The sequence below is a fragment of the Alienimonas californiensis genome (assembly GCF_007743815.1).
Taxonomy (GTDB): Bacteria; Planctomycetota; Planctomycetia; order Planctomycetales; family Planctomycetaceae; genus Alienimonas; species Alienimonas californiensis.
Genome location: NZ_CP036265.1, coordinates 1,160,427 through 1,185,107, shown reverse-complemented (window position 1 = coordinate 1,185,107; position 24,681 = coordinate 1,160,427). Strand labels below are relative to the sequence as shown.

The 24,681-nt window shown below is 69.8% G+C and carries 17 protein-coding genes; 8 read left to right on the top strand and 9 right to left on the bottom strand.

Annotated elements, in window-relative coordinates:
* The first annotated feature begins 207 nt into the window (after window positions 1-207).
* Both CA12_RS04620 and CA12_RS04615 read left to right on the top strand, forming a co-directional pair.
* A complete protein-coding gene (locus tag CA12_RS04620; protein ID WP_145357707.1) occupies window positions 208-3,792 on the top strand; it encodes an ATP-binding protein in 3,585 nt (1,194 codons plus the stop codon).
* Between the two features lie 168 nt (window positions 3,793-3,960).
* Complete coding sequence (locus tag CA12_RS04615; RefSeq protein ID WP_145357706.1) at window positions 3,961-5,511, top strand: YifB family Mg chelatase-like AAA ATPase; 1,551 nt, start codon at window positions 3,961-3,963, stop codon at window positions 5,509-5,511.
* Window positions 5,512-5,781: 270 nt separating this feature from the next.
* On the opposite strand, the gene CA12_RS04610 is transcribed toward CA12_RS04615, so the two are convergent.
* Window positions 5,782-6,003 (bottom strand): hypothetical protein, encoded by a 222-nt coding sequence (locus CA12_RS04610; protein WP_145357705.1) that lies wholly within the window; start codon window positions 6,001-6,003, stop codon window positions 5,782-5,784.
* A 206-nt stretch (window positions 6,004-6,209) separates the two neighbouring features.
* Here CA12_RS04610 and CA12_RS04605 point away from each other — a divergent pair, with 206 nt between their 5' ends.
* Together CA12_RS04605 and CA12_RS04600 are read left to right on the top strand one after the other, a co-directional pair.
* Complete coding sequence (locus tag CA12_RS04605; RefSeq protein ID WP_145357704.1) at window positions 6,210-7,064, top strand: hypothetical protein; 855 nt, start codon at window positions 6,210-6,212, stop codon at window positions 7,062-7,064.
* Window positions 7,065-7,463: 399 nt separating this feature from the next.
* Window positions 7,464-7,955, top strand: a complete 492-nt coding sequence (locus tag CA12_RS04600; protein ID WP_145357703.1) for an HD domain-containing protein — start codon at window positions 7,464-7,466, stop codon at window positions 7,953-7,955.
* A 16-nt stretch (window positions 7,956-7,971) separates the two neighbouring features.
* Here the strand turns inward: CA12_RS04600 and CA12_RS04595 are convergent, their stop codons facing one another.
* Window positions 7,972-9,141 carry a DUF1559 family PulG-like putative transporter gene (locus tag CA12_RS04595; RefSeq protein WP_165700926.1) on the bottom strand — a complete coding sequence of 390 codons (1,170 nt, stop codon included), beginning with the start codon at window positions 9,139-9,141 and terminating at the stop codon, window positions 7,972-7,974.
* Window positions 9,142-9,414: 273 nt separating this feature from the next.
* On the opposite strand from CA12_RS04595, the gene CA12_RS04590 reads away from it, so the two are divergent.
* On the top strand, window positions 9,415-9,615 hold the full coding sequence (locus tag CA12_RS04590; RefSeq protein ID WP_145357701.1) for a hypothetical protein: 201 nt from the start codon (window positions 9,415-9,417) through the stop codon (window positions 9,613-9,615).
* A gap of 17 nt (window positions 9,616-9,632) precedes the next feature.
* On the opposite strand, the gene CA12_RS04585 is transcribed toward CA12_RS04590, so the two are convergent.
* From CA12_RS04585 to CA12_RS04570, 4 genes are all read right to left on the bottom strand, one after another.
* On the bottom strand, window positions 9,633-11,081 hold the full coding sequence (locus CA12_RS04585; protein ID WP_145357700.1) for an amylo-alpha-1,6-glucosidase: 1,449 nt from the start codon (window positions 11,079-11,081) through the stop codon (window positions 9,633-9,635).
* Between the two features lie 204 nt (window positions 11,082-11,285).
* On the bottom strand, window positions 11,286-12,440 hold the full coding sequence (locus CA12_RS04580) for a DUF1559 family PulG-like putative transporter (RefSeq protein WP_145361314.1): 1,155 nt from the start codon (window positions 12,438-12,440) through the stop codon (window positions 11,286-11,288).
* 328 nt (window positions 12,441-12,768) lie between these two features.
* Window positions 12,769-13,920, bottom strand: a complete 1,152-nt coding sequence (locus CA12_RS04575) for a DUF1559 family PulG-like putative transporter (RefSeq protein ID WP_165700549.1) — start codon at window positions 13,918-13,920, stop codon at window positions 12,769-12,771.
* Window positions 13,921-14,249: 329 nt separating this feature from the next.
* Window positions 14,250-15,557: a polysaccharide biosynthesis/export family protein gene (locus CA12_RS04570; RefSeq protein WP_165700548.1), complete on the bottom strand. Its 1,308-nt coding sequence runs from the start codon at window positions 15,555-15,557 to the stop codon at window positions 14,250-14,252.
* A gap of 510 nt (window positions 15,558-16,067) precedes the next feature.
* Here CA12_RS04570 and CA12_RS04565 point away from each other — a divergent pair.
* From CA12_RS04565 to CA12_RS04555, 3 genes are all read left to right on the top strand, one after another.
* The gene (locus tag CA12_RS04565) at window positions 16,068-18,047 is read left to right on the top strand and encodes a glycosyltransferase family 39 protein (protein WP_145357697.1); all 1,980 of its coding nucleotides are present in this window, start codon (window positions 16,068-16,070) and stop codon (window positions 18,045-18,047) included.
* Window positions 18,048-18,054: 7 nt separating this feature from the next.
* Window positions 18,055-19,386, top strand: a complete 1,332-nt coding sequence (locus CA12_RS04560) for a glycosyltransferase family 4 protein (RefSeq protein WP_145357696.1) — start codon at window positions 18,055-18,057, stop codon at window positions 19,384-19,386.
* A 115-nt stretch (window positions 19,387-19,501) separates the two neighbouring features.
* Window positions 19,502-20,620, top strand: a complete 1,119-nt coding sequence (locus CA12_RS04555) for an SPFH domain-containing protein (RefSeq protein WP_145357695.1) — start codon at window positions 19,502-19,504, stop codon at window positions 20,618-20,620.
* A 64-nt stretch (window positions 20,621-20,684) separates the two neighbouring features.
* Here CA12_RS04555 and CA12_RS04550 read toward each other — a convergent pair whose 3' ends face one another.
* The 3 genes from CA12_RS04550 to CA12_RS04540 all read right to left on the bottom strand — a co-directional run bounded on the left by CA12_RS04550 (window position 20,685) and on the right by CA12_RS04540 (window position 24,662).
* The gene (locus tag CA12_RS04550) at window positions 20,685-21,914 is read right to left on the bottom strand and encodes an LL-diaminopimelate aminotransferase (RefSeq protein ID WP_145357694.1); all 1,230 of its coding nucleotides are present in this window, start codon (window positions 21,912-21,914) and stop codon (window positions 20,685-20,687) included.
* A gap of 103 nt (window positions 21,915-22,017) precedes the next feature.
* A complete protein-coding gene (locus tag CA12_RS04545; protein ID WP_145357693.1) occupies window positions 22,018-23,433 on the bottom strand; it encodes a hypothetical protein in 1,416 nt (471 codons plus the stop codon).
* Window positions 23,434-23,438: 5 nt separating this feature from the next.
* Window positions 23,439-24,662: a hypothetical protein gene (locus CA12_RS04540; RefSeq protein ID WP_145357692.1), complete on the bottom strand. Its 1,224-nt coding sequence runs from the start codon at window positions 24,660-24,662 to the stop codon at window positions 23,439-23,441.
* Window positions 24,663-24,681: the final 19 nt, after the last annotated feature.

The following is a 24,681-nucleotide window of genomic DNA, read 5'->3' as shown; positions in this document are numbered from 1 at the left end:
GGAGCCGGCGGCTCTGCAGTGAGAGCCGGTCAGAGCGGACGCGAACCGCCCCATTTCCTCTGCTCAATCGCTGCGATCGTGAGGGTCGTCGTGTGCTGTCAGGGTTTCCCCGTGCCGCAGAGTTTGCCCTGCCTCCCCAGTCGATTTGGGGCTGAACAGTGACAACGGCCGGCTCGCAGTTCCCTCACCACGCTTCCCCCCGCGGCGATGAACGGCATTCCCCCCAACCTCCTCGCCGCCGAGTCGCCGCCCCCGGACGCCCTCGCCGAGTTGGCGACGCTGGCGGAGAACCTCGACCTGCTCTGGCTGGTGGTCGCGACGGCGCTGGTGGCGCTGATGCAGGCGGGCTTCCTCTGTTTGGAGGCCGGGCTGACCCGGGCGAAGGACTCGATCAACGTCGCGGTGAAGAACACGGCGGACTTCGCCGTCAGCGTGACGCTGTTCTGGCTGGTGGGTTTCGGGGCGATGTTCGGCGCCAGCGCCTTCGGCATCGTGGGGACCGGGGCGTTCGGGCCGTCGCTGTCGGACCCGCACACGGCGGCGTTCTTCGCGTTTCAGGCGGTGTTCTGCGGGGCGGCGGCGACGATCGTCTCCGGGGCCTGCGCCGGGCGGACGCGGTTCCCCGTCTACCTGACCGTCGCCGCGGGGCTGGGCGCCGCGATCTATCCGCTGGTCGGGCACTGGGCCTGGGGCGGGGCGATCGACCTGGGCGGGCCGGGCGGGGACGAACCGGGCTGGCTGGCGGCGCTGGGCTTCGTGGACTTCGCCGGCTCCACGGTGGTGCACTCGGTCGGCGGGTGGGCGGCGCTGGCGACCATCGCCGCCGTCGGCCCGCGGCGGGGCCGGTTCGGCTGGCGACGGCCCGCGCCGGGGCGGGCCGGGGGGGCGGGCCACGTGCCGCGGCCCTCGAACCCCACGCTGGCGCACTTGGGGGCGCTGCTGTTGCTGGTGGGCTGGTTCGGGTTCAACGCCGGCAGCACGCTGGGCGCGGACTCCGCCGTCGGCTCCATCGCGGCGAACACGCTGCTGGCGGCCTGTGCCGGGGCGATCGGGGCCGGGCTGACGGCGTTCTTCCGCGACCACCTGCGGGCCCTGCGGGCGGGGCGGTCGGACGTGTGGACGGTGGACGCGGTGGAGCTGCTCAACGGGCTGCTGGGCGGGCTGGTGGCGGTGACGGCGGGCTGCGCCCACCTGTCCCCGGGCGGGGCGCTGCTGGCCGGGCTGGCGGCGGGGCCGCTGGTGGTCTGCGGCACGCACCTGCTGGCCCGGCTGCGGCTGGACGACGCCGTCGGCGCCGTGCCGGTGCACGCCTTCTGCGGGGCGTGGGGCACGCTGGCGGTCCCGCTGCTGGCCTCCTCGGAGGTCGTCGCCGAGACCGGGCTGTCGCGGGGCGGCTGGCTGGCGGTGCAGGCGACCGGCGTGCTGGCCTGCGCGACGTTCACGCTGGGGTCGATCTACCCGGCGCTGCGATTGCTGAAGTGCGTGACCCCGCTGCGGGTCAACGCCGCCGCCGAGGCCGCCGGCCTGAACGCCAGCGAGCACGGGGCGAAAACCGATCTGTGGGAGCTGGTCCAGGCGATGGAGCCGCACCGTCGGGGCGAATCGCTGCGGCCGGTGCCGGTCGAGCCGTACTCCGAGGCCGCCCCGGTCGCGGAGCAGTACAACCGCGTGCTGCAGGCCTTCGACGCCTCCCGCACGAAGGCCCGGGTGGGCGCCGCCCGGGTGGAGGCGATCCTGGCGGGGTCGACCGAACCGATCGTCGCCGCCGACGGCGCCGGCCGGATCGTGGAGTTCAACCCCGCCGCCGAACGCACCTTCGGCCGCCGCCGCGACCAGACGCTGGGCCGGAACCTCGGGGTGCTGTTCCCCGAGGAGGAACGGCTGCGGGTCGGCTCCGCCCTCCGCAAGGTGATCCGGGCCGGGGCGAAGGCGAATCAGTCCGCCCGCATCGAGGCCGTCGCCCGCCGGGCCGACGGCGCCACGTTCCCCGCGGAGATCGCCGCCAAACTGGCCGCGGTCATCACCCGGGTGGGCCGCCGGTCGGACGACGTGGCGGAGGTGCTCACGCTGTTCATCCAGGACGTCTCCGCCCGCCGCGAGGCGGAGGACCGCCGCCGCGCGCAACTCGCCGCGGAGGCCGCCGACCGGGCCAAGTCGCAGTTCCTCGCCCAGATGTCCCACGAGATCCGCACCCCGCTGAACGCGATGGTCGGCTTCGCGGACCTGCTGCTGGAGGGGGCGGACGAGGACCCGGAGCAGCGCCGCGACCACCTCGAAGCGATCCGCCGCAGCGGCGAACACCTGACCGGATTAGTCGGCGACGTGCTGGACCTCTCCCGGATCGAGGCCGGCAAGGCGGAGGTTTGCCGTCAGCGGTGTGTGCCGCACGAGGTGCTGGCGGGGGTCGTCTCCATGCTACGGGTGCGGGCGGGGGAGAAGGGCCTGGACCTGGACTTCGCCTGGGACGGCCCGGTGCCCGAATCGGTCTGGACCGACACCGGCCGGTTGCGGCAGATCGTGGTGAACCTCGTCGGCAACGCGTTGAAGTTCACCGCCCGCGGCGGCGTGCGGGTGACGGCGGCCCTGCGGATGCCCGCCGACGGCGCCGGCTCCTCCGCCCCCGCGCGGCTGCGGATCGACGTGGCGGACACCGGCTCGGGCATCGGCCCGGAGGACCTCGAACGCGTCTTCAAGCCCTTCGAACAGACCGCCGAGGGCAAAAGCGCCGTCGGCGGCACCGGCCTGGGCCTGGCGATCAGCCGGGAGTTCGCCGCCCTGCTGGGCGGGTCCCTGACCGCCGCCAGCGAACGCGGCCGCGGCAGCACGTTCACTCTGGAAATCGACGCCGGCCCCGCCGACCGCCTCACCCTCCTCGAACAACCCCGCGACACCCCCGCCGCGGGCGACCTCTCCCGGCCGTCCCACGCCGCCGCGGGGGCCTCCCCCGGCGGCGCCCGCCGCAAGTTCACCCGGCTGCCCGACTGCCGCATCCTCGTGGCGGACGACGGCGAGGCGAACCGCAAACTGCTGGACCTGGCCCTCCGCCGGGCCGGGGCGGAGGTCCTCTGCGTGCCGGACGGCCGGGCCGCCGTCGACGCCCTGTTCCCCCCCGACGGCTCCCCGGCGCCGGTCTTCCACGCGGCGCTGATGGACGTGCAGATGCCCGTGCTGGACGGGCTGGGGGCCACGCGGGAACTCCGCCGCCGCGGCTACGACGGCCCGGTGCTGGCGGTGACCGCCCAGGCCCTCGCCGGCGACCGCGAACGCTGCGAAGCCGCCGGCTGCACCGGCCACGTGCCCAAGCCGCTCGATCTGCACGCCCTGCTGGACCGACTGGCAGCGTTGCTGGGGGGCTCTCCTTCATACCAGCCCGATGCGCAAGCATCGGCCGTCGGCGCAGCCGTCGGACGCGACGACGCACCGCCGGAGCTTGCGCTCCGGGTCGGTAGTGAACGCTCCGCGACGGAGTCCGACGACGAACCGCCCGCGGACTTCGACCCGGACCTGCTCGAACTGCGGGACGGCTATCGGGCGGAACTGCGGCGGGACGCGGCGGCCCTCACCGCGGCCCACGCCGCCGGCGCGCGGGCGGAGGTGGCCCGGCTGGCCCACAAGATCGCCGGCAGCGCCGGCACCTTCGGCTTCCCCCGCAGCAGCGCCGCCGCCAAGGCGCTCGAGTCGGCCGCGGAGTCCCCGTCGGCGGACGCTGAGGCACTGAACGCGCTGGTCGACGCCCTCGCCGCCGCCCTGCCGCGCAACCCGGCGCTCAAGGTTTCCCGTCAGACGGAATGAGTCTCCGTTCCAGTTGGGATATCCTCATTCCCCCCCTCTCCCCGAGGGGAGAGCGGGGGCGAGCGCCGCCGATCCGGGTCCGCCCGCATTTGCACGGACGAGCCGGCGGTCGCACAATCGGCGAACGCTCACGCCCGTTCACCGATCACCCGGACCCGGATCGCCGCGATGCTGGCCCAATTGCGGAGCTACTCTTTATACGGCATCGACGCGGAGCCGGTCGCGGTGGAGGTGGACATCTCCCCCGCGGCGCTGCCCAAAACGACGCTCGTCGGCCTCGCCGAGGCCGCCACCCGCGAGAGCACCCACCGCATCGAGCGGGCGCTGGTCAATTCGGGCTATACCCGGCCCGTCGACCGCATCGTCATCGCCCTCTCCCCGGCCGATCTGCCCAAGGACGCCCCCGGGCTGGACCTCCCGATCGCTCTCGGCACGCTGGCGGCCAGCGGGCAGTTTTTATCGGAACGGTTCGAGCAGTACGCCGCCGTGGGCGAGCTGGGGCTGGACGGGTCGCTGCGGCCGATCCGCGGGGTGCTCAGCATGGCCCTCGCCGCCCGCCAGCAGGGCCTGCGGGGCATTCTCGTCCCCGCCGAAACCGCCGCCGAGGCCGCCGTGGTGGGGGAGATCGAAGCGATCCCCGTCGGCTCCCTCGCTGAGGCGGTCGGGTTCTACACCGGCGAGTTAAACATCGACCCGCACCCCTTCCGCTGGGAGGACGCCGTCGCCTCCGACGAGGGCTACACCGTCGACTACGCCGACGTGAAGGGCCAGGAGTTCGCCAAACGGGCCGTCACCGTCAGCGCCGCCGGCAGTCATCATTTATTGATGATCGGCCCCCCCGGCACCGGTAAGACGTTATTGGCCTCCCGCCTCGGTACGATCCTGCCGCCGCTGTCGGCGGAGGAAAGCCTGCAGACGACCCGCATCTGGAGCGCGTTAGGAAAACTGCGGGACGGGCGGAGCCTGGTGTTGCAGCGGCCGTTCCGCACGCCGCACCACACGATCAGCGAGGCCGGCCTGGTCGGCGGCGGCAGCGTCCCGCGGCCGGGGGAAATTAGTCAGGCTCACAACGGCGTGTTGTTCCTCGACGAACTGCCGGAGTTTAATCGGAAGACGCTGGAGGTGCTCCGGCAGCCGTTGGAAGAAGGAAGGGTGACGATCAGCCGGGCGATCGGCACGCGGGAGTTTCCGGCCCGGTTTATGATGGTGGCGGCGATGAACCCCACGCCCAGCGGCTACCACGCCGACGACGGCGCCGGCCGCAAGGCGGACAACGCCGCGGCGGTGGAGCGGTATCTTTCCAAGATCAGCGGCCCGCTGCTGGACCGGATCGACATTCACCTCGAAGTCCCGCAGGTGCCCTTCCGGGAGTTGTCGAACAAAAAGCCCGGCACCGACAGCGCCACGATGCGGGCCCAGGTCCTCGCCGCCCGGGAGCGCCAACAGGAGCGGTTCGACGCCGACCCGGAGACCCGCGGCAAGGCGATGTTGAACGGCCGCATGACCGCCCGCCAGATCCGCCGCCACTGCGAACTGGACGCCGACGCGGAGCAACTCTTGAAAGCCGCGATGGAAGAAATGGGCCTCTCCGCCCGCGCCCACGACCGCATTTTGCGCGTCGGCCGCACCATCGCCGACCTCGACGCCGCGGACCGCATCGGCCCGGGCCACCTCAGCGAGGCGATTAATTATCGGGCGTTGGATCGGAAGTTTTGGTGAGCGCCTCAACACCAACCCGAAGCGTCAGCGAGGGAAGCGTCCGCAGCCTGATGGTGCCCAAGGTCAACAGGGGTGGCCGGGGTCGGCCGACGAGCGGCGTCCGGAGAGCGTCTCGACGCGAATCGGCCGCCCCCGGGAGAGCGACGCCGCTTGTTCCGGGGGCGGCCCGGCGACGACATCACCAAGACCCATACCCACTGTGGGCCGACCCCGGCCACTCGGCCGCTTCACCCTTTGTTTGTAGGGGTTATCCGCCGAACGGCGTGACGGTCAGGACTTCGCTAGCACGTCGATCTGCTGCATGACTCCAGCGATCTGCGCCTTGGCCGCATCAAGTACACCGACTTTCGGCAGGGCTTCGCCGTCTTTGGGGTCTTGAGAGTTGTCGAGCCGGGCGATCATCTCACTGATACTGTTGTACACATGTCCAAGCTCTCTGTGAACTTCTCGCAACTCGTCGGACGAAACGAAATCAGCAAACTTCTTCGGCATCGGTTCGGGTCGGGTCGGTGGGCATCGGGTCGGGAATCAGCAGCCTGCCCGAAGCTTCCGGTTCTTTCCAGCGTCCCGACCGCTTCCGCTTAGCCCTCTCCGGGCTTCGGCATCGATGGGCAACATGGTTGTCGGCTTTGCCACGTTGAACTACTCCTGTCTTCCGGCAAAGTTGCCGATCCCATTCTTCATCGCCTACTTCACAAATGGCACTGGCTTCTGAACTGACGCAGTATCAGAACGAGGAACAGTTTACCGACGAGTTCCTTATCCCCTTGATGCGGCGGCTAGGCTTCTCCGTGGTGATGAACTACCACGGGGCGTCAGAGTTCGGGAAGGATGTCGTGTTTGGCGAGGTAGATAGATTCGGTCATGTCGTCTACCACGGGATTCAGGCAAAGTTTGTTCCGTCGATAAGTCTCACGGCTGGGGCTGACCTTGTAAACGATGCCAAGCAGGCGTTTGCCACCCCGTTTCTTCATCCTCATACCGGAGCCGAGGAAAGGATCTCGACATTCTACGCAATGAATGGGGGGAGCATATCAGATCAAGCGAAGAGACACTTCTTCGACTCATTGAGGCCGGCGTTTGGGGCGAATGTTCGGTTGATGGACGGCAAATCACTGGTGGGGTTGAACAAGATAGCGATAGGCACCGCAAATCGGGCGGAATTATCGATACTCACGGCGTTCTGGGTGGAGTTGCAACGTAATAGAGACATCTTGACTAGAGCCGAAGACCGAACCCGAAAAGGTCTGAAAACCGGGGCGTATGAAAGATTTCCGGGAATGCTGAGAGTATGTGCGGCGGACGCAATGTTGCAGAAGGCGGTCTCAAAGGATCTAGAGTTCACAAGGGAAGTAGATGCATATTGGAGTATCTGCCGCCTGACCAACAGTCTTTCCGACGCAATGCTTGGGTCAATAACTCAGGCGAGACTGATGGAAATCTTAGAGTCAACTCTCAACGCAATCGTTGAGACGCTAAATCTGATTGCCTTACTTGTCGAACGTACAAAGGCCAAGATGCGTGAGCTAAACTGGACTGCGGAAGCTATGTAGTCGAGATCATCTTTCGATTCTGGGGATACATCCTGTGAGCTTGCAGATCATGTGCCCCAGCGTTGTCGTTCTCGTAGCCCCCGAACACGGGCGGGTGGCATGCTGATGGCGTGCGATTTCCTTTCCACTCGGGGTGGCATGCCTTCAGCCTTTTTAGGCTGTAGGCATGCTGGGGCGATGTCCGAACGCTCGGCGGGTGGCACTGGTGGGGCCCGACAGCACCTTGCTTTTTCGGGTGCCACTGGCTCTGCCAGTGCGTTCGGCTTCCGATTGCTGTTCCCGTTCTAAATCGCTCGTCCGTCCTCCGTGCCACTGGCCAAGCCAGTGGCACCCGACGAGGGGCAAGGTGACGATGGACTCGTAGGACCCAGCGCCGACTTCTTCATCCCGCTCCGCCCCATGGCCATCTTCGATCCCGACGGCCTGATCGCGACGGTCAAAGGGGCCGGGTTCTCGGACCATCACTCCATCCACGGGCCGCGGCATTGGGCGCGGGTGGAGCGGAACGGGCTGTATTGCGCCCGCTCCTGCGGGGCGGACGGGGAGGTCGTCACCCTGTTCGCCCTGTTTCACGACTGCCGACGGATGAACGACGGCCACGACCCGGACCACGGCCGCCGCGGGGGGGCCTTCGCGGAGCGCTTGAACGGGCGGTTCTTTCAACTCGAACCGGACCGGCTGGCCACGCTGGTCGCGGCCTGCGCCCGGCATACCGACGGCGAGACGACGGACGACCCCACGATCGGCGCCTGCTGGGACGGCGATCGGCTGGACTTAATCCGGCTGGGGATCGAGGCGGCGCCGCATTACATGTCCACGCCGGCCGGTCTCGAGATCGCCGAGACCGGCCGCCGGGAGGCGCTGGACGAACTCGCCCCGCGCGTGCTGTGACCGCGGGGAGGCTGGCCTAATACTCGCCGCCGACCTCGCCGCCGGCGCGGCTGCCCAGGCCGCCCCAGGTGCCGTAGTTGCTTTTTCCGTAGCCGCCGGTCGGCTTGGAGAGGTCGCCGGTGTCGATATTCTCGGTGATGAATCTCACGCTGCCGTCGACCATGCCGAACTGGGCGCCGCCGGTGTGATAGCTGGTGGGGGCCAGAATGCCCTTGCCCATGCGGTTGCCGTCGGTGGGGCTGGTCAGCCGCAGGCAGGAGGGGCCGTTGGGCGGGGTGATGGTGGTAAAGCCGGTGTACTCCGCGCTGCCGATCGGCCAGGCCTTGCCGCGACTGAATTCATAGCCGACGGAGGCGGGGTAGAGGCCGGGGTCGTCCGGGTTCTGAACTTTGTCGATGCAGTCCCGTTGAGGATTGACGAAGGAGACGAGGTTGTCGACGGTCACGGTCGCCATACTGAGGTTCTCGGCCGCCCCGCCGAGATAACTGCGGTTCGACTCGCTGCGGGCGATCTCGCCGAGCAGCAACGTGTTCACCGTGCCGTCGCGGGCGTCTTTCAACCCGACATAAAATGGGGCGCAATCCTGATAAAGCCCCCCCGCCATGCCGCGGCAGCGGAGGGCGCCGCGGGCGCGGTTCCCGGAGGCGGCCTCGGCGGACAGGCCGTTGTCGCCGTGGTTGATGCCGTAATTCGTGTCGCCGGCGCTCTCCGCCTCGGTGCCGTCGCTGGGGCACAGCAGCGTGGCGATCTGGTAACGGTAGGGCGGATAATTGAGGTTGCTCCCGCCGCGGGGTTGGGTGCCAAAGGCGGGATATTCGGCCGTGCCGTCGCCGTCCGCGTCCAGCGGCTTGCTGAGCTGGTTCCACAGGGCCGTCTGATCCAGATACGGCAGCAGGGCGGCGAAGAAACTCAGCTCGCCGTTGTTGTGCGTGGTAGCGGAATTCACGTTCGTCGTTCCGCCCATCGACGCCGGGAAGATCTTATAAGTAGCGTGATAATTGTGCATGGCCAGACCAATCTGCTTGAGATTGTTCTGGCACTGGCTGCGGCGGGCCGCCTCGCGGGCCTGCTGCACCGCGGGCAGCAGCAGGGAGACCAGGATCGCGATGATCGCGATCACCACCAGGAGTTCGATCAGCGTGAACCCGGACCGGCCGACCGGGCGAGAAGAGGCTTGCGGACGCATAAGGACACCGAAATGAGGGAGGAACCGCAGCGGACGGAAAAGGCGAACGCCGAACTTGGCGGCGCGCGAACTTAGCAGCCGGCGAAGTGAAGATCGCATCCGATGGTACTGTTCGGTCTGCTGCCCGCAATCTGCTGCCCGCAAGATGAGCCGGGCGGGCGCCGGGGGCGGCAAGTTCTCCGGCGCTCGCGGGAGCGACTGGCAGGGCGGGGCCGCGGCCGGTATGAGGGGGCCGCCCCCGTTTCGTTCGCCGCCGTTCTTCCGCCCGGATCGATGCTCCGCCGCCCGCCCGTCTCGTTCGCCGCGTTCCTGCTGGGGTGCCTGATCCCGCTCGCCGGCGGGTGCGGCTCCGGCGGCGAGGACGGCTATCTGCCCGCCACCGGCGGGGAAGGCGGCGCCGAGGGCGGGGCTGAGGGCGGCGCCGAGGGGGCGCCCTCGGAGGTGCAGCGCACGGAATCCGGCGACGAGGTCTGAACCTGGCGGCGCGGCCGTCAGACGGCCCGGACGTCCAGGCCGAACTCTGTCGCCGCCAGGTCGATCAGCAGGGCGGCGGACCAGCTGAAGCCCTCGGCGCCGCCGCCGGCGCCGGTTTCGGCGTCGTAGTGTTCGCGGAAGCCGCTGCGGGCGGTCAGTTGGAGCATGCTGTCGCGGACGACGCTCTCCTCGCCGGCCATCCCGTAACGCCGCAGGCCGGCGAGCAGCAGCCAGTCGACGTTCATCCAGACCGGGCCGCGCCAGTAGCCGTCGGACTGATAATCGGGGTGATCGCGGTCGAAGGAGGCGACCGCGTAGCCGACGCCGTCGTGGCAGCCGTCGGCGCAGGCGTTGAAACTCGTGGAGCGCATCGCCCGCCGCATCTGCTCGGCCCGGTCGCGGCAGGGGACGCCGGCGAACAGCGGGGCGAACCCGCCGGCGACCCGCCGCAGGAACGGCTCGTCGGCGGCGAGGTCGTAATTGCGATACATGTGCGTGTCCGGGCACCACAGATTCGCATTGAGAAAGGCGGCGGTCGTCTCCGCCCGGCGACGGTGGGGGGCGTCGTCGGCGCCGACGCGGCGGGCGATCTCGGCAAGATCCTGCTCCGAGCGGGCCAGCAGCGAATTGAACAGCACGTCCTCCACCCGGAAGGGAAACGCCCCGCCGTCCGAGCCGCCGCCGCATCGCAGGCGGTCTTCGTCGTAGTCGCAGGCCTTCGCCAGTTCGACCAGCAGGACGTAGCGGTCGTAGGTGGCGTCGTCGGGGCGGTTGTCGGGGTCGGCGTGCTCCCGGTCGCTGCGCCTGTAGTCCGGAATGGAGCCCTCGGGCACGTCGATGCGGCCCAGCGGCTCGTCCCACAGCGGCGAGTTGTCCATCCCGCTCTCCCACGGGTGGCGGATCGACACCAGCCCGTTCCCGTCCACGTCCCGCTCCCGGTAGAGATAGTCGTGCCAGGCGACGAGCTTCGGGTGCATCTCCCGCAGCCAGACGGCGGCGGCGGCGGGGTCCGGGTCGCGGTCGGCGACCTGCAGCACGGCGGTCGCGTGCACCGGCGGCTGCACGAGCCCGCTGGTTTTGATCGGCGCGCCCTGTTCGTCCCGCGGGGCGTGCGGGCTGCGGGCGCTGTCCCACCAGTCCGGGCCGGGGAAGTATTCCTCGGCGCCGCGGCCGTCGTCCCCCTCGCTGAACACGATATGAGGCAGCAGGCCGTTGGCCCATTGCCCGCGGAACAGCGTGCGCAGCTCCTGCTTCGCCGCCGGAACGTCGTAGTGCGACAGCCCGATCGCGATGAAGGCACTGTCCCAACTCCACTGGTGCGGATAGAGGCCGGCGGCGGGGATGGTGTGATCGCCGCGGCGGTTGCGATGCAGCAACTCCTTCGCCCGTCGCACCAGAGCCGGCAGATCAATTCCCGATGGCGGAACGACCGAGGACGGGCTCGTGCGGGCGGCGGCGGCGGTCATCTTAAAACCTGCGGGCTCGTGCGGGGTTCGATCCTATCGCCCCGCGGCCCGACGGCCGGACGGGGGCGACGCGGGAACCTCGAAAACCGCCGCGGGAATTCGCTCCGGCAACGCAAAACCGCCCGCCCGGGAACGTTCCCGGACGGGCGGCGGAGCGATCGGCGGACGCGTCCGGGGTCAAACCCGGCCCGCGGGCCGCCGGACTCAGAACTCGCCGACGACTTCGCCGCCGGAGCGGGTGGCGAGGGCGCCCCAGACGCCGTAGGGGCTCTTGCCGCTGGTCGGCGGAGCCGTAACGGTCATGCCGGCGGTGGTGGCGTTGATCGTCTCGGAGATGCTCTTCACGCTGCCGTCGCCCATCACGACCTGCACGATGCCGGTGTGATAGGAGCCGGCGCTGAGGATGTAGCCCTCGGTCGAGGGGTCAGCGCTGCGGCTCGTGTTGTCGTTCCCGCAGCTGGGGCCGTTGGGCGACAGGATCGCGTTGAAGCCGCCGAACTGACCCTCGGCGCTGTGCCAGGCGTCGCCGCGACGGCCTTGGAAGTTCGTGAAGGGGCTGACGGCCGGATTCGGGTAGTAGCCGGGGTTATTGGCGTCGGTGGCGGAGGTCAGGCAGGAAGCCGGATCGACGTAGACGTTCGCCGTCGTGCTGTTGACGTACCCGCCCTGCCATTCCCGGCCGGGAGCCGGACGGCCAATCTCGCCGTAGAGAATCGTGTTGACGGTCCCGTCGCGGGCGTCCCGCAGGCCCATCGCTTTGCCGTTCACCCACATCCCGCGGGCGATGCCGGCGGCGTTGGTGTTGGTCCGGGTGCTGTCGCCCATGCAGTAGCCGTAGTTGGTCTCGCCGACCTCGTTCCCGGCGGGGGGCGCCGCGGGATCCGAGGGGCAGAGCAGCGAGGTGATCTGCGTCCGCCACGGCGGGTAGCTGTTGGCGGTTTCCGAGTAGTCCGTATAGCTGGCGCCGGTGGGGTTGGGGTTGCCGAACGGCAAGAAGCTGACCGTGGTCGGCGGCGTCGCGGCGGGATTGGCCGGCATCGGCTTGCTGACCTGGCCCCACAAGGCCGTCTGGTCCAGGTACGGCAGAAGACCGACCAGCGGGGACATCATGCCGTAGCAGATTTTCCGGTCCGACTGGCCCGTCCCGCACAGCGGGAAGACGTTATAGGTGCTGTGATAATTGTGCAGCGCCAGGCCGATTTGCTTGAGATTGTTCTGGCACTGGCTGCGGCGGGCGGCCTCGCGGGCCTGCTGCACGGCGGGCAGCAGCAGGGAGACCAGGATCGCGATAATTGCGATCACCACCAGGAGTTCGATGAGCGTGAAGCCCGACCGGACGGACCGACGGACACGGGACATGGCAGAAGTCAACGAGGACTCCGAGGGAGGCGCCGATCGCCTGAGGGGCGACGGCAGGGGAGAGGGGGAGAAATCGCCACGTTCGGTCGGCGGAGAAGGGCCGAGCCGGAAGAGATCGATCACGAAGCCCCAATCTTACTTGACTGCGGTGGGGCCGCAAGATCGGATGTGAAGACCCTTTTCCCCTATCTCCGCATCGGGGATCTTCGGCCATCCGGCCGGAGCCGTCCTTGTCGAACCAGTTTGCCCAACACAAAACCGCCCGCCCGGGGTTCCGGGCGGGCGGTCCGTTGCTGGAAGGCCTGACGGCGGAGCGTCGGGCGTCGGCTCAGTACTCGTCGACGACCTCACCGCCGGTCCGGGTGGCGAGGGCGCCCCACACGCCGTAGGGGCTCTTACCGCTCGTGACCGGGCTGGGCAGTGTGCTGCCGGAGCCGGTCTGGGCGTCGATCGTGTCGGAGATCGACGTCACGCTGCCGTCGGCCATCACCACCTGCACAATGCCGGTGTGATAGCTGCCGGCGGAGACGATATAGTGGTTGCCGCTCGTCCCGGGGCTGGCTCCCCGGTAGTTGTCGTCGTTGGCGCAGCTCGGGCCGTTGGGGGACAGCATGGCGTTGAAGACGGTGAACTGGTTCTCCGTGGAGATCCAAGCCTTGCCCCGCTCCGCATAGAATCGAGCGTAGGTGCCGCCTTGGCCGTCGGGCGGGTAGTACCCGGGATTGTTGGCGTCGATGGCGTCGGCCAAGCAGGCGTTCACGTCGACTCGGCCCGAACTGGCTTCGCCGTTGCTCAACAATCCGCCCTGCCACGTGCGTTCCGGCGAGGGCCGGCCGATTTCGGCGAACAGCATGGTGTTGACCGTGCCGTCCCGGGCGTCCCGCAGGCCCAGGGAACGACCCCAGGACCACATGCCGCGAGCGTGGCCCAGATTATTGGAGTGCAACATGTCGCTGTCGCCGGCATTAATGCCGTAGTTGGTCTGCCCGAGCAGGGTCCCGCTCGGCAACGCGGCGGGGTCGCTCGGGCAGATCAGGACGTTCGGTTGGTACCGCCACAGCGGGTACCGAGTGCTGCCGGGCATCGCGTAGTTGGAATCGTCCGGCCCGAACGGCGGGAAATCGATCACGTCGTCGCCGTCGGTATCGAGCGGCTTGCTCACCTGATTCCAGAACGCCGTCTCGTCGAGGTACGGCGACATGCTCACGAAGGGGCTCATCCGCCCCCAAGCGATCTTGCTGGAGGTTCTGGCCCCGCACAGCGGGAAGACCTTGTATGTGCTGTGATAGTTGTGGGCGGCCAGCCCCAACTGCTTGAGGTTGTTCTGGCACTGGCTGCGGCGGGCGGCCTCCCGAGCCTGCTGCACGGCAGGCAGCAGCAGGGAAACCAGGATCGCTATAATTGCGATCACCACCAGGAGTTCGATCAGCGTGAACCCGCGTCGGCCGGGCCGGCGGGCGGAACGTTGTGGCGAGGACATGGGGGGGCTTCGGAAAAGACGCAGGCGTCGACCGCCGCAGCGGGGGGGGGCCAACGGATGGATTGGGGGGGGGAGTACATCGGGCCGGAGGAAAGCGGGAGAACCCCGCGCCGGCATCAAATCGATGAACCCCTATGCTATCCATCCCCCTGATTGACGCAAGACGTCGTTCCGGTGAGCGCGGGCGCCCCACGTCCAGTGCCCGGCGTCCGGCCGGCGGGCCGCCAAACGCAAACCGCCGGGCCGGTCAGAGACCGGCCCGGCGGGCGTTCGTCAGTTTGGCAGGACGCGGCGGGGCGTCGCTCGCTCCGCGTCCAGCGGCCGTCCGCTCAGAAGCCTTCCCCGCGGATCTCCAGCACGGGCAGTTCCGTGTTCCACGTCGGGGCCGAGGGCAGGGCGGCCCGGCCGGCGGTCAAATCGTCCAGGTCCGGCAGGTCCGGGATCTCCGGCGCCAGCGGAGCGGGATCGGTCGTGCGTCCCGCCGGGGCGTCCGGGGCGGCGGGCGTCGCGGGGGCGGCCGGGGTCGCCGGGGCGGCGGGCGGCTCGTTCGTCACGCGGGGCTCGGCCATCTCGGGATCGACGGTCACGGGCGGAGCCGCGGCGTCGTCGGCGGGGTCGACCTCCCGCACGTCGATCGGGGCCGGGGCCGGGGCGGGCACCGGGCCGAAGCCCCTGTCGTTCACGGCCGGGGCGGGCGCCGGCGGGGCGGCCAGTTCGTGCAGGTCGGAGACCTCGTGGCCGTAGGGGCCGGGGTAGTCCAGGGAGCTCACGCCGGCCCGGTCCGGGCACATCGCCGCGTAGCGGGTGGGGGTGGGGCAGGGCTTGGCGTCCGGGCCGCAGCCGAACTGCGGGGAGCAGCGGCACAGATCGCACTCGTCCTGGCAGCCGAAGAACTCGGAGATCGTGTCCTTGCAGCCGCGGCTGGGCACGAAGATCCGGTCGCCGGGCAGAATCTGGTAGTTCGTCGTGCTGTCCCCCATCTGCGTGAGGTGGTCGTAGCAGACCGGCAGCACGGTGCGGCAGTCGGCGGGCACCGAGGGACGCGCCAGGATGATGTCGCACCGCTTGGCGTTGTCGGTCAGGCCGCCGGCGGTCAGGATCGCGTCCAGCACCGTCTCACGGCCGGCCAGTTGGAACACGCCGGGGGTCTGCACGGCGCCCAGCACGTAGTACACGCTGCCGTTCGGGTCGATCAGCCGCACGTTGACTTCGGCGGCGGTGGGGTCCTCGGCGAACGCTTCGGCGAGGGCCTCGTCCTGCTCCGCGATCAGGGCGACGCGGCGGGCGACGACGTCTTCCACCTCGGCGACGCTCAGCCCCGCCACCGGGGCCCGGCCGAACCGGCCCAGGTCGATCGTGCCGTCCGGCTGGACGGTCTGATCGGCGGGGAACCGCAGCGGCGTGTCGAACCGGGCCGGCTCGACCAGCAACGTATCGCCCGGGGCGAGGCGGTAGGTCGGCAGCAGGGTCTTGGAGAACTCCCGCGGCACCTGGACCGGTTGCGGCACCGTGCGGCGGGCCATGTCCGCCTGCGGGATGAGGGGGTCGGCCTGGCTCAGGCCGCTGCCGGCGCACCCCAGCAGGGAGGCCGTCAGTCCCGTCGCCAACGCCGCGACCGCCAACGAGCGGTGCGCCAAACGGGAACGACGGAGCGCGGACCGCAGAAGACGGCCCGGGCGTGAAAGGGGCGTCCGTGCCATGACTACCGCCGGGGAGGGGGGGAAACGTGAAGCCGCCGAGTCCATTCGGGGCTGTCAAGACAGATCGGTCGGCGACTGCGAATTCGCCACCCCGGGCCGAGCGGTGGCGTCGGGTGGTTCGGGTGCGGCATGATGCGGGACCGCCTCGGGGGAGATGGGTAAGATAGAGGGCCGGGCGGCTGTGGGCGTCTTCGCCGCCAAATCGCTCTGGGCCGAAGGATCGGCCCGGCGCTAAGCGTGTCCTCATCCCTGCGCCTCGCGGCCGTGGTCCGGCTCGTCGGATCGTGCGGCGTTGCCGGGAACGTGCGGGCGCCGCGACCTGCTCCGTCGCGTCCGATTACAGATTGCCGCTTCCGAGAGACTTTCCGCCCTCTTAACCTCACCTCGTCCATGGATGCGGGTCGATCCCTTCGGCGACCCTGACCGCGATTGCTGTCGCCCCCCGATATGTCCACCGTCTCTTCCTCGCCGGAGAACCGCCCGGAGTCGGACGCTCCGGCTGAGCCGGACGGCCGATTCTGGATTCGGTGGGCGGTTCCGGCGCTGGCGCTGGTCGCCGTGGCGACCCGCGGGACGTTGGCCCTGCGGTTGGAAGCGGTCTGCCGCGACGCCCACTTCTACGGGATGCTCGCCGACCGGCTGCGGGTCGGGGACGTCGACGGGGCGATGCAGGGGGTGGAACTGAACCTGTACGTGGGGCTGCTCGCCCTGCTGCGGGCGGCGGGGGAGGCCCTGGGCGTGGGGGCGACGAACGCGTCGCTGGCGTGGGGCGTGCTCGTCGCCGGGCTGACGGTCCCGCCGCTGTTCGACTGGTTGAAGCGGCAGTTCGGGTTCGGCGTCGCCGTGGCCGGGGTCGCCATTTTCGCGGTGCATCCGGCGTTCACGGAGACGGGCGTCGAGCCGATCCGCGACGGGACCTTCTGGCTGCTGACCGCCTGCACCCTCGCCGCCTGCTTTCGGGCCGCCGAACCGCAGCGTGATCCACCCGCCGACGGCCGGCCGACCCCGCTCCGCTGGGGCTGGTTCCTGCTCGCCGGGCTGGCGGCGACCGCCGCGACGCTGACCCGCACCGAGGGTTGGCTGCTGTTCGCCCCGCTGCTCGGCTGGAGCGCCCTGGCGGCGTGGCGGCGGCCGGCGGACCGTCGGACGCTGCTGGGCGGCGTGGCGGCGGCACTGGCGACCGTGCCGGCGATGCTGCTGGTCGTGAACCTCACCCTGCTGCACGGCCATTCTCGCTGGGAGTGGGGTCGGCTGGGCGTCCTCCGCAGCATGGTCCGCTGGGGCCGCGAGCGTTTGACCGGCTCCTCCGCCGACCCCGCCGGCCCGGAGTTCGTCGTCGCCGACCCCGTGCTTCAGGACGCCGCCCTGCACGACGCCGCCATCGCCGCCGCGGACGCCGCCATGACGAACGGCTCCGCTGAGGCCGCCGACCCCCTGTGGCTGATCTACGCCGAGGGCCTGCTCGGGGCGTACAAGCCCGTCTTCCTGCTGTTCTGCGGAATTGGGTTGCTGGTGTACTGCCGGCGGTTGGTGCGGCGGGACATCTGGCCGGTCTGGTGCGTGTCGCTGGGCGTGATGGCCGCGGTGGCGCAACGGCTGGTGCAATATGGGGAGATCAATGGGCGGTACTTCCTGCTGCCGGCGCTGGTCTCCCTGCCGTTGGTCGGGATGCTGCTGGACGACGCAGTGCGGTGGGCGGGGAAGTCGCTGCCCCGCGTGAACCGGGCGGGGGCGAATCGCTCGCCGGTGCGGCGGTGGTGGCGGACCGCGGTGGTCGGCGGAACGCTGCTGGTGTTGGCGGCGCTGCACGTTGTCGACGGCCTGCAGGCGGATCATCCGGGACGTGATGCGGAACTGCGCGTCGCCGCCGTGCTGCGGGAGCGCCTAGAGGAATCACGGGCCAGCGACGCCGCCGCCGACGCCCACCCGCCGCAGGTTTGGGGCGTGGGGACGGCCGCCCGCCTGGTGAAGGAGTTGGAGCGGGAGATGGGCGGGGAAGTTCATACCTCCTTCAACGGCGTGGTGATCGAGGACGCCGTGGCCGCCCGCCCGGACCTGATCGTGCTGCCGCGGAACTCCGGGCAGTGGTACGACTTCAACGTCACCGGGCCGCAGTGGCTCGCCGCCGGGTTCCGGGTGCTGCCCCCCCCGCCCGCCGCCGATCGGCACGGCAAGCGTGCGGCGGCGGAACGGGAGATCTGGAAGGATCTGGTCGTGCTCGTGCCCGCGGAGGCCCCCCTCGGCCGGACGGCGGGCGCCGCCGGTGCCCCGGGGGCGTCCTCCCGCCCGACGGCGCCCGCGCCGCCCCCGGCGAAAGCCCCGACCGAACCCCAAACCGGCATCCACGCGGCGGCGGCGTCCGCCGCCGCGCGTTACGCTGGGGCTCTCAACGGCCCCGGCGCCCCCGATCGTTCCGCGAGGCGCTGACCTCCCGATGCCGCTGGCCCCGCTCCTCCCGCTCTCGCCCGAGACGCTCCCGTTGTTGTTCGCCCACGTGTCCATGGCCGGCGCCTTCGGCGAGCCGTGGCTGGACCTGCGGGTCTGGGCGGTCCTGTTCGGGATGACGGTGCTGGCGGCGGCCGGCGCCGGCGTCGTCCGCTGGATCGCCCCGCGGCTCGGCGCCGTCGACGCCCCGGACGGCGGTCGCAAGCGCCATCGCAAAGTCACGCCGCTGTGGGGCGGCATCGCGGTGGTCACTGCGTTCGTCGCCGGCGTCGCCGCCTTCGCCGCCCTCGGCCGCACCCCCGCCGGGCCGACGGCCCACCTCTGGGGCCTCACGCTGACCGCGGCACTGTTCTGTTTCGTCGGCGCCTGGGACGACCGGCGCCCGATGCGGGCCCGCACCAAGCTGCTGGGCATGTTCCTCGCCGCCCTGCCGTTCGCCCTGCTCGGCCCGTCAGTGACGCAGTTGGAACTGAGCGGCTACGTGCTGCAGTTCACGGATTGGGGTCTCTGGGGACAGGTCGCCGCGGCGGTGTTCGTCGTGCTGTGGCTCGTCGGCTGGGCGAACGTGGTGAACCTGTCGGACGGCCTGGACGGGCTGGCCTCCGGCGTCGGCTGGATCGTGGCGATGGCGATCGCCGTGCACAGCGCCCTCGTCGGGCAGTGGGGCGTCACCACGCTGGCGCTGGCGTTTTCCGCGGCGGTGTTCGGCTTCCTGCCCCATAACCTGCCCACCAAACGGGCGAAGATCTTCCTCGGCGACTCCGGCAGCCTCGCGATCGGGGCCTGCCTGGGCATGCTGAGCCTGTGGATCGAGAGCAAAACCTTCAGCGGCGTGACGCTCGTGGGCGTGCTGGCCGCCGGGGCCGTCAGCGGGTGGGACGTGATGACCGCGATGGCCCGCCGCAAGCTGTCCGGCCAGAGCATCGCCGCCGCCGACCGCCATCACCTCCACCACCGGTTGCAGGACCGCGGGCTGAGCGTCCGCCGCACCCTCGCGGTGATCCTCAGCATGACGGCCCTCACCGCCGCCGCCGGCGTGCTGGGCGCTCATTGGCGGACGCCCTGGCTCGCCCCCGGGGTCTGCGCCGCCCTGTTCGCGGGGCTGGCCGCCGCCAAGGTGTTCGGCCATCACGAAGCGGCCCTGCTGGGGGCCTGGGCCGGCGCCGCCTGGCAGCGGCGGACCGAATACGGCATCCGGATCGTGCGCCCCTCGCGCTCAGGCGCTCTGCCGCTTCCCGAGGCGGAGCCCGTCCTGGACGCGAGCCCCGCCGCCGGCGACCCCCAGCCGGTTCGCCCCCGCCCCGCCCGCCGCGCCGCCTGAGAGCCGCATCGGCCCCGCGGCGGGACGTCGTTGCGAGATGGGCCGCGGAAGGCCACGATCGGGGCTCCCCCCGGGTTCTCCCCGGCTTCCCCCACCCTGGCGGCGGTACCGTTCGATGGGCCTGTTTGATCGACTCCGCGGCGAACTCGTCGACATTATCGAGTGGGTGGACGACGACCGTCACACCCTCGTCTGGCGCTTTCCCCGTTACCGCAACGAAATCAAAAACGGGGCGCAACTGATCGTCCGCCCCGGGCAGACGGCGGTCTTCGTCTCCAACGGCCGGATCGCCGACGTCTTCGAGCCCGGCCACTACACCCTCGACACGGATAACCTGCCGCTCCTGTCCACCCTCCAGGGTTGGAAGCACGGCTTCGAGAGTCCGTTTAAAAGCGAGGTCTATTTCGTCTCCACCCGCACCATCGGGGAGCTGAAGTGGGGCACGCCGAACCCCATCATGCTGCGGGACGACGACTTCGGCCCGGTCCGCCTGCGGGCCTTCGGCACCTACACGTTGCGGGCCCAGGATCCGCAGATCCTGCTCAAGGAACTCGTCGGGACCGACTCCGCCCTGGAGACCGGCGAGATCACGGAATTGATGCGGGGCGTGGTCGTCAGCGCCTTCGCCGACCTGCTGGGCGAATCGAAGATCGCGGCGCTCGATCTCGCTGCGAATTACCGGGAACTGGGCGACGACCTCGCCAAGATGGTCAACGAGCGGATCGACGACGAATACGGCCTCGAAGTCCCGCAGCTCTATATTATCAACGTCTCCCTGCCGGAGAGCGTGGAGAAGGCCCTCGACGCCCGCAGCAGCATGGGCGTGATCGGCGACCTCGGCCGTTATCAGCAGTTCCAACTGGGCAACGCCCTCGGCCAGCCGGGCGGCCCCGGCGGCGGCCTGGGCGAGGGCGTGGGGCTGGGCCTCGGCTTCCAGATGGCGAACCAACTCGCCCAGGGCAACTCGCAACTGGCGCCCGCCGCCCAACAGAACGCCCCGGCCCCGCCGCCCCCGCCGCCGCTGCCCGGAGCCGTGATGTGGCACGTCGCCTCGGGCGGCCAGAGCCGCGGCCCGATCCCGCAAAGCCAATTGGAACAGGCGGTCCGGGCCGGGCAGGTCGGCCCGGACGCGCTGGTCTGGACCGCGGGGATGCCGGTCTGGGAATCGGTCAGCCGCACGCCGATCTTCGCCAGCCAACTCGGCAGCGCTCCCCCGCCGCTGCCGGGCGGGTAACCGCAAAATAGAACCGCGACCGTCAGGGAGCCGGCTCCCTGACGGTCGCGGTTCCAGGGGAGCCTCACAGCGCCGCTTTGATGCGCTCCAGCGCCGCGATCACGTTCTCTCGGCTGTTAAAGGCGCTCAGGCGGAAATAGCCCTCGCCCGCGGCGCCGAAGCCGGCGCCGGGGGTGCCGACGACGTTGGCCTTCGTCAGCAGGCGGTCGAAGAACTCCCAACTGCTGTCGCCGCCGGGCGTTTTCAGCCAGACGTACGGGGCGTTCACCCCGCCGTAGACGTCCATCCGCAGTGCCGAGAGCCCCTCGCGAATCAGGCGGGCGTTCTCCATATAGAAGTCGACCAGCTCCCCGGTCTGCCGTTGGCCGGCCTCGGAGTACACCGCCGCGGCGCCGCGTTGGACGATGTAGCTCACGCCGTTGAACTTGGTGCTCTGGCGGCGGTCCCACAGCTTGGCGAGGGGGATCTCCGTGCCGTCGCTCGCCGTACCCGTCAGCCCTTCCGGCACCACCGTGAAGGCGCACCGCACGCCGGTGAACCCGGCGTTCTTGCTGAAGCTGCGGAACTCGATCGCACAATCGCGAGCCCCGTCGATCTCATAGATGCTCCGCGGCACGTCGGCGTCCTTGATGAACGCCGTATAAGCCGCGTCGAACAGCAACAGACTGCCGTGCCGCTTGGCGTAGGCGACCCACTCCGCCAGATACTCCTTCGACGCGACGGCCCCCGTCGGGTTGTTCGGGTAGCAGAGATAAACGACGTCCGCCTTCGCCTCCGGGATGGCCGGTTGAAAATCGTTCTCGGCGGTCGCTTCGAGGTAGATCAGGCCTTCATAACGCCCGTTCTCGTCCGCCGGGCCGGCGTTGCCGGCCATGACGTTGGTGTCGACGTAGACCGGATAGACCGGGTCCGCGACGGCGATTTTATTCGCCCCGTTCGCGGCGAGAATGTCGAGGACGTTCCCGCAGTCGCACTTGGAGCCGTCGGAGATATAGATCTCTTCCGGGGAGACGTTCAGGCCCTTGAAGTCGTGCGCCGCGATCGCTTCCCGCAGGAAGGGGTATCCCTTCTCGGGGCCGTAGCCGCGGAAGGTGTCGCGGTCGCCGAGTTCGTCGATCGCGGCGTGCATCGCCTCGCGGATCGCCGCCGGCAGCGGCTCGGTCACGTCGCCGATGCCGAGCTTGATGATCGACTTGTCCGGGTTCGCCTCCTGAAAGGCCCGCACCCGCCGGCCGATCTCCGGGAACAGGTACCCGGCTTTGAGCAGGCGGAAATGATCGTTGACGCGGGCCATGACGAAGGGGGCGGGGGAAGTGGGAGGACGGAAGGATGACAGAACACGGCCGCCCCGGTTCGCCGTCGCCGTGAGGCGGCGCGTCCCCGGGGCGGGGCGCCCATCATCGGGCTTCCGCCGGCAGGCTCAACGCACGGGGCCGGGCGTTGAGGAGGAAGGAGTCGAGCAGGTTGTCGATGCCGCGTCGCTGCCCCAGTCCCCACCGCTCCGCGATTGGTTCGTCCCAACGCCCGTTCGGCGTGGTGCGGGTGACGGAATAGAGTTGTATTTCGTCGTCCGGCGCCGCCATGACCATATCCATTACATCCGACGATTCGCCAAGGCTGCGGCGGGACTCCGCTCTCGAACGGGCTTCCAAGGTTCGCGCAACTCCCACCCTCGTGCGAGGGTCCTGAGGGATCGGTGCAAAAAGTTCTGCGAGACCGCTCCTCTCCATGTCTAGGGTGGTGATAGGAGCGAGCGAGAAGCTGTCGCCAGGATGATGATCCGGGCGTGCCGCGAAACTACGACCTGCCCGTTCCCAATCGTCGCCGTTCGTCCCACGCATAATGACGGCCCGCGGCACCCCCCCCGCGTACACCGCCCACCCCGGCCACACGTCCCAAGACCCGCTGCGCGTGCCGAACGGCAGCAGCACGGCGGCCAGAATGAGTAACGCCGCGGGCGCCGCCCGCGGACCCGCGGTGCGCAGCGTCGTCCACAGCGGCACGCCCTCGGCCCTCGGGGCGGGCCAGAACAGGAGGAACTCGTGGGCGAGGAAGAAGGCGTTCCACAGCAGCACGCCCCAACTCTGATCGAGCTTCCACAGCGTCGCCACGACCGACGTGTGCATGAACACGGCCGCGATCAGCCCGACCCGCCGCGTGCCCGGCAGGGCCAGTAGCAGGCTGAGGGCGATCTCCCACGCCGGCACTGCGAACGCGATCGCCGCCACGGCCTTCTCGTCGAGCCCGTCCGCCTCCACCCCGAACAGCCCCAGAAACCCGCCCATCAACCACCGCCCCGGCCCCTCGGCGAAGGCGAGGTCCAGCTTCGACAGCCCGGAGTGAAATAAAATCCCCATGGCCAGAACCCGCCCCAACGCGACCGCCGCCCGATCCCCGGTCTCCGTCCGCGGGCAGAGGCTCAACACGGACCCCAGCAACAGGAATTGATACGCCCAGACCTGAACGCGGATCTGATTGAGGGCCAGGGCGAAGGCGAGGGAGATAGTGAACAGTGCGGGGGCGAATGCGAGCGCTCGAGTGAGCCCGAAGCGCAAGCGAGGCGGAGCGGCGTCCGGCCTCGCTTGCGCTTCGGGCTCACAAAGAACGGCCATCCCGACCGCCCCCAATAACGCCCCGGCCAACGCAATCCAATCGCACCACGCCGGGGCGGGGATCAGCCAGCCGAACAGGGGGAGTTGGGGAAACGACGTCGGCGTCGGCGGCAGCCATAGCGGCCACGTGACCCCGATCAACAGCAGCGCCGCGACGCCGGTGAGTCGGGTCAGCCAGAGGCGGCGGTCGGCGGTTGGCAAACCTCTCATCGCAGCGCACCGCCCTGGGTGAGGAGCCAGATCAGGCCGAACGCGATCAGGCCCGCGATCACCGCCAGCGTGATTTTAATCCACGAGTACGGCCGTTCGCCCGTCACCCGGCCGGTCACGGCGTTTACCAAGACCTGGTGCGGTTCGTCCCGGTAGCGGTAGGCCAGCATCCAGACTGGCAGCAGGAGATGCTTGAACGTCACCGCGTCGTGGCGGACGTCCATTGAGGTGATCCGCTGTTCGTCCCCGCCGATGCGGCGGCGGACGTCGTACTCCAATTGCTGCCGCATGCGGGCGTCGGCGAGTTGGAAGCCCGGTTCTAATTCCACGTCGTAGGTGCGGACGAGGAACCCCGCGAGCAGCCGCTGATCGTAGGGGTTCACCTTCGGCAACGGCCACGGTTCGAGGTCCTCGGCGAGGCCGCGGCTGACGGCGTCGCTGGCGACGACCAGCGTGTCGTCGAAGAACCGCTCAAAGGCCCCGCTGGCCGGCCACCACCGCGTTTTCCGCACCCGCCGCTGTTTCTCGCCGCTGCCGACCGTCACCCAATAATGTTCGCCCCGCTGGCCGTGATAGCGGGTGTAGGTGAGGGAGTCGAACGTCCAATAGGGCAGATACACGCCGTTAAATTTGCCCGTCACGCCCCGTTTGCGAAAGTCGTTGGGGGCGAACCAGCGGCTGGCGACCCACTGTTTGAGGTTCTCCGCGGCCTGTCTCTCCGGCACCTGAAAGGGCAGCACGCCGTCGAGGGCGATGCGGCTTTTCGCCTGCTCGGCGGCGGCCAGTTGCAGGGGCGTGGCGCAGTAGGGGCACTCCGTGCCGGTGATCGTGCCGGCGAACAGCACCGTTCCGCCGCAGCTTCGACAGCGGACCTCGCTCATCTCGTCGTATTGATGCGAGCCGCCGTCGTGGGTTTCCCGCAGGCGGGTCAGCATCTCCTGAAAATCGCGTTCCGCGACGGCGGCGTCCTCGGCGTGGACGACCGCCTCCTCCGCCCCGCAGAAGGGGCACTTCAGCGCCTGGGCGCCGATATGAAACTCCAGCGCCGCCCCGCAGGTCGGGCAGGGGAAGGTGCGACCCCGGCCGCGGTCGGTCAGGGCGCCGGCGAAGCGGGTGGAGCCGTGCGGTTCCTCCTCCGGGGATCGCTCCGGAACCGGGGCCGGGACCGGCGGGGGCGGGGCGGAGCCGGGGACCGGCGGGGGAGCGGGGGCGTCGTTCATGGCGGCGGCCCAAGCTACC

Coding starts and splice junctions, on each gene's coding strand:
- CA12_RS04620 (WP_145357707.1), top strand. CDS start 208: ATGAACGGCATTCCCCCCAACCTCCTCGCCGCCGAGTCGCCGCCCCCG.
- CA12_RS04615 (WP_145357706.1), top strand. CDS start 3,961: ATGCTGGCCCAATTGCGGAGCTACTCTTTATACGGCATCGACGCGGAG.
- CA12_RS04610 (WP_145357705.1), bottom strand. CDS start 6,003: ATGCCGAAGAAGTTTGCTGATTTCGTTTCGTCCGACGAGTTGCGAGAA.
- CA12_RS04605 (WP_145357704.1), top strand. CDS start 6,210: ATGGCACTGGCTTCTGAACTGACGCAGTATCAGAACGAGGAACAGTTT.
- CA12_RS04600 (WP_145357703.1), top strand. CDS start 7,464: ATGGCCATCTTCGATCCCGACGGCCTGATCGCGACGGTCAAAGGGGCC.
- CA12_RS04595 (WP_165700926.1), bottom strand. CDS start 9,141: ATGCGTCCGCAAGCCTCTTCTCGCCCGGTCGGCCGGTCCGGGTTCACG.
- CA12_RS04590 (WP_145357701.1), top strand. CDS start 9,415: ATGCTCCGCCGCCCGCCCGTCTCGTTCGCCGCGTTCCTGCTGGGGTGC.
- CA12_RS04585 (WP_145357700.1), bottom strand. CDS start 11,081: ATGACCGCCGCCGCCGCCCGCACGAGCCCGTCCTCGGTCGTTCCGCCA.
- CA12_RS04580 (WP_145361314.1), bottom strand. CDS start 12,440: ATGTCCCGTGTCCGTCGGTCCGTCCGGTCGGGCTTCACGCTCATCGAA.
- CA12_RS04575 (WP_165700549.1), bottom strand. CDS start 13,920: ATGTCCTCGCCACAACGTTCCGCCCGCCGGCCCGGCCGACGCGGGTTC.
- CA12_RS04565 (WP_145357697.1), top strand. CDS start 16,068: ATGTCCACCGTCTCTTCCTCGCCGGAGAACCGCCCGGAGTCGGACGCT.
- CA12_RS04560 (WP_145357696.1), top strand. CDS start 18,055: ATGCCGCTGGCCCCGCTCCTCCCGCTCTCGCCCGAGACGCTCCCGTTG.
- CA12_RS04555 (WP_145357695.1), top strand. CDS start 19,502: ATGGGCCTGTTTGATCGACTCCGCGGCGAACTCGTCGACATTATCGAG.
- CA12_RS04550 (WP_145357694.1), bottom strand. CDS start 21,914: ATGGCCCGCGTCAACGATCATTTCCGCCTGCTCAAAGCCGGGTACCTG.
- CA12_RS04540 (WP_145357692.1), bottom strand. CDS start 24,662: ATGAACGACGCCCCCGCTCCCCCGCCGGTCCCCGGCTCCGCCCCGCCC.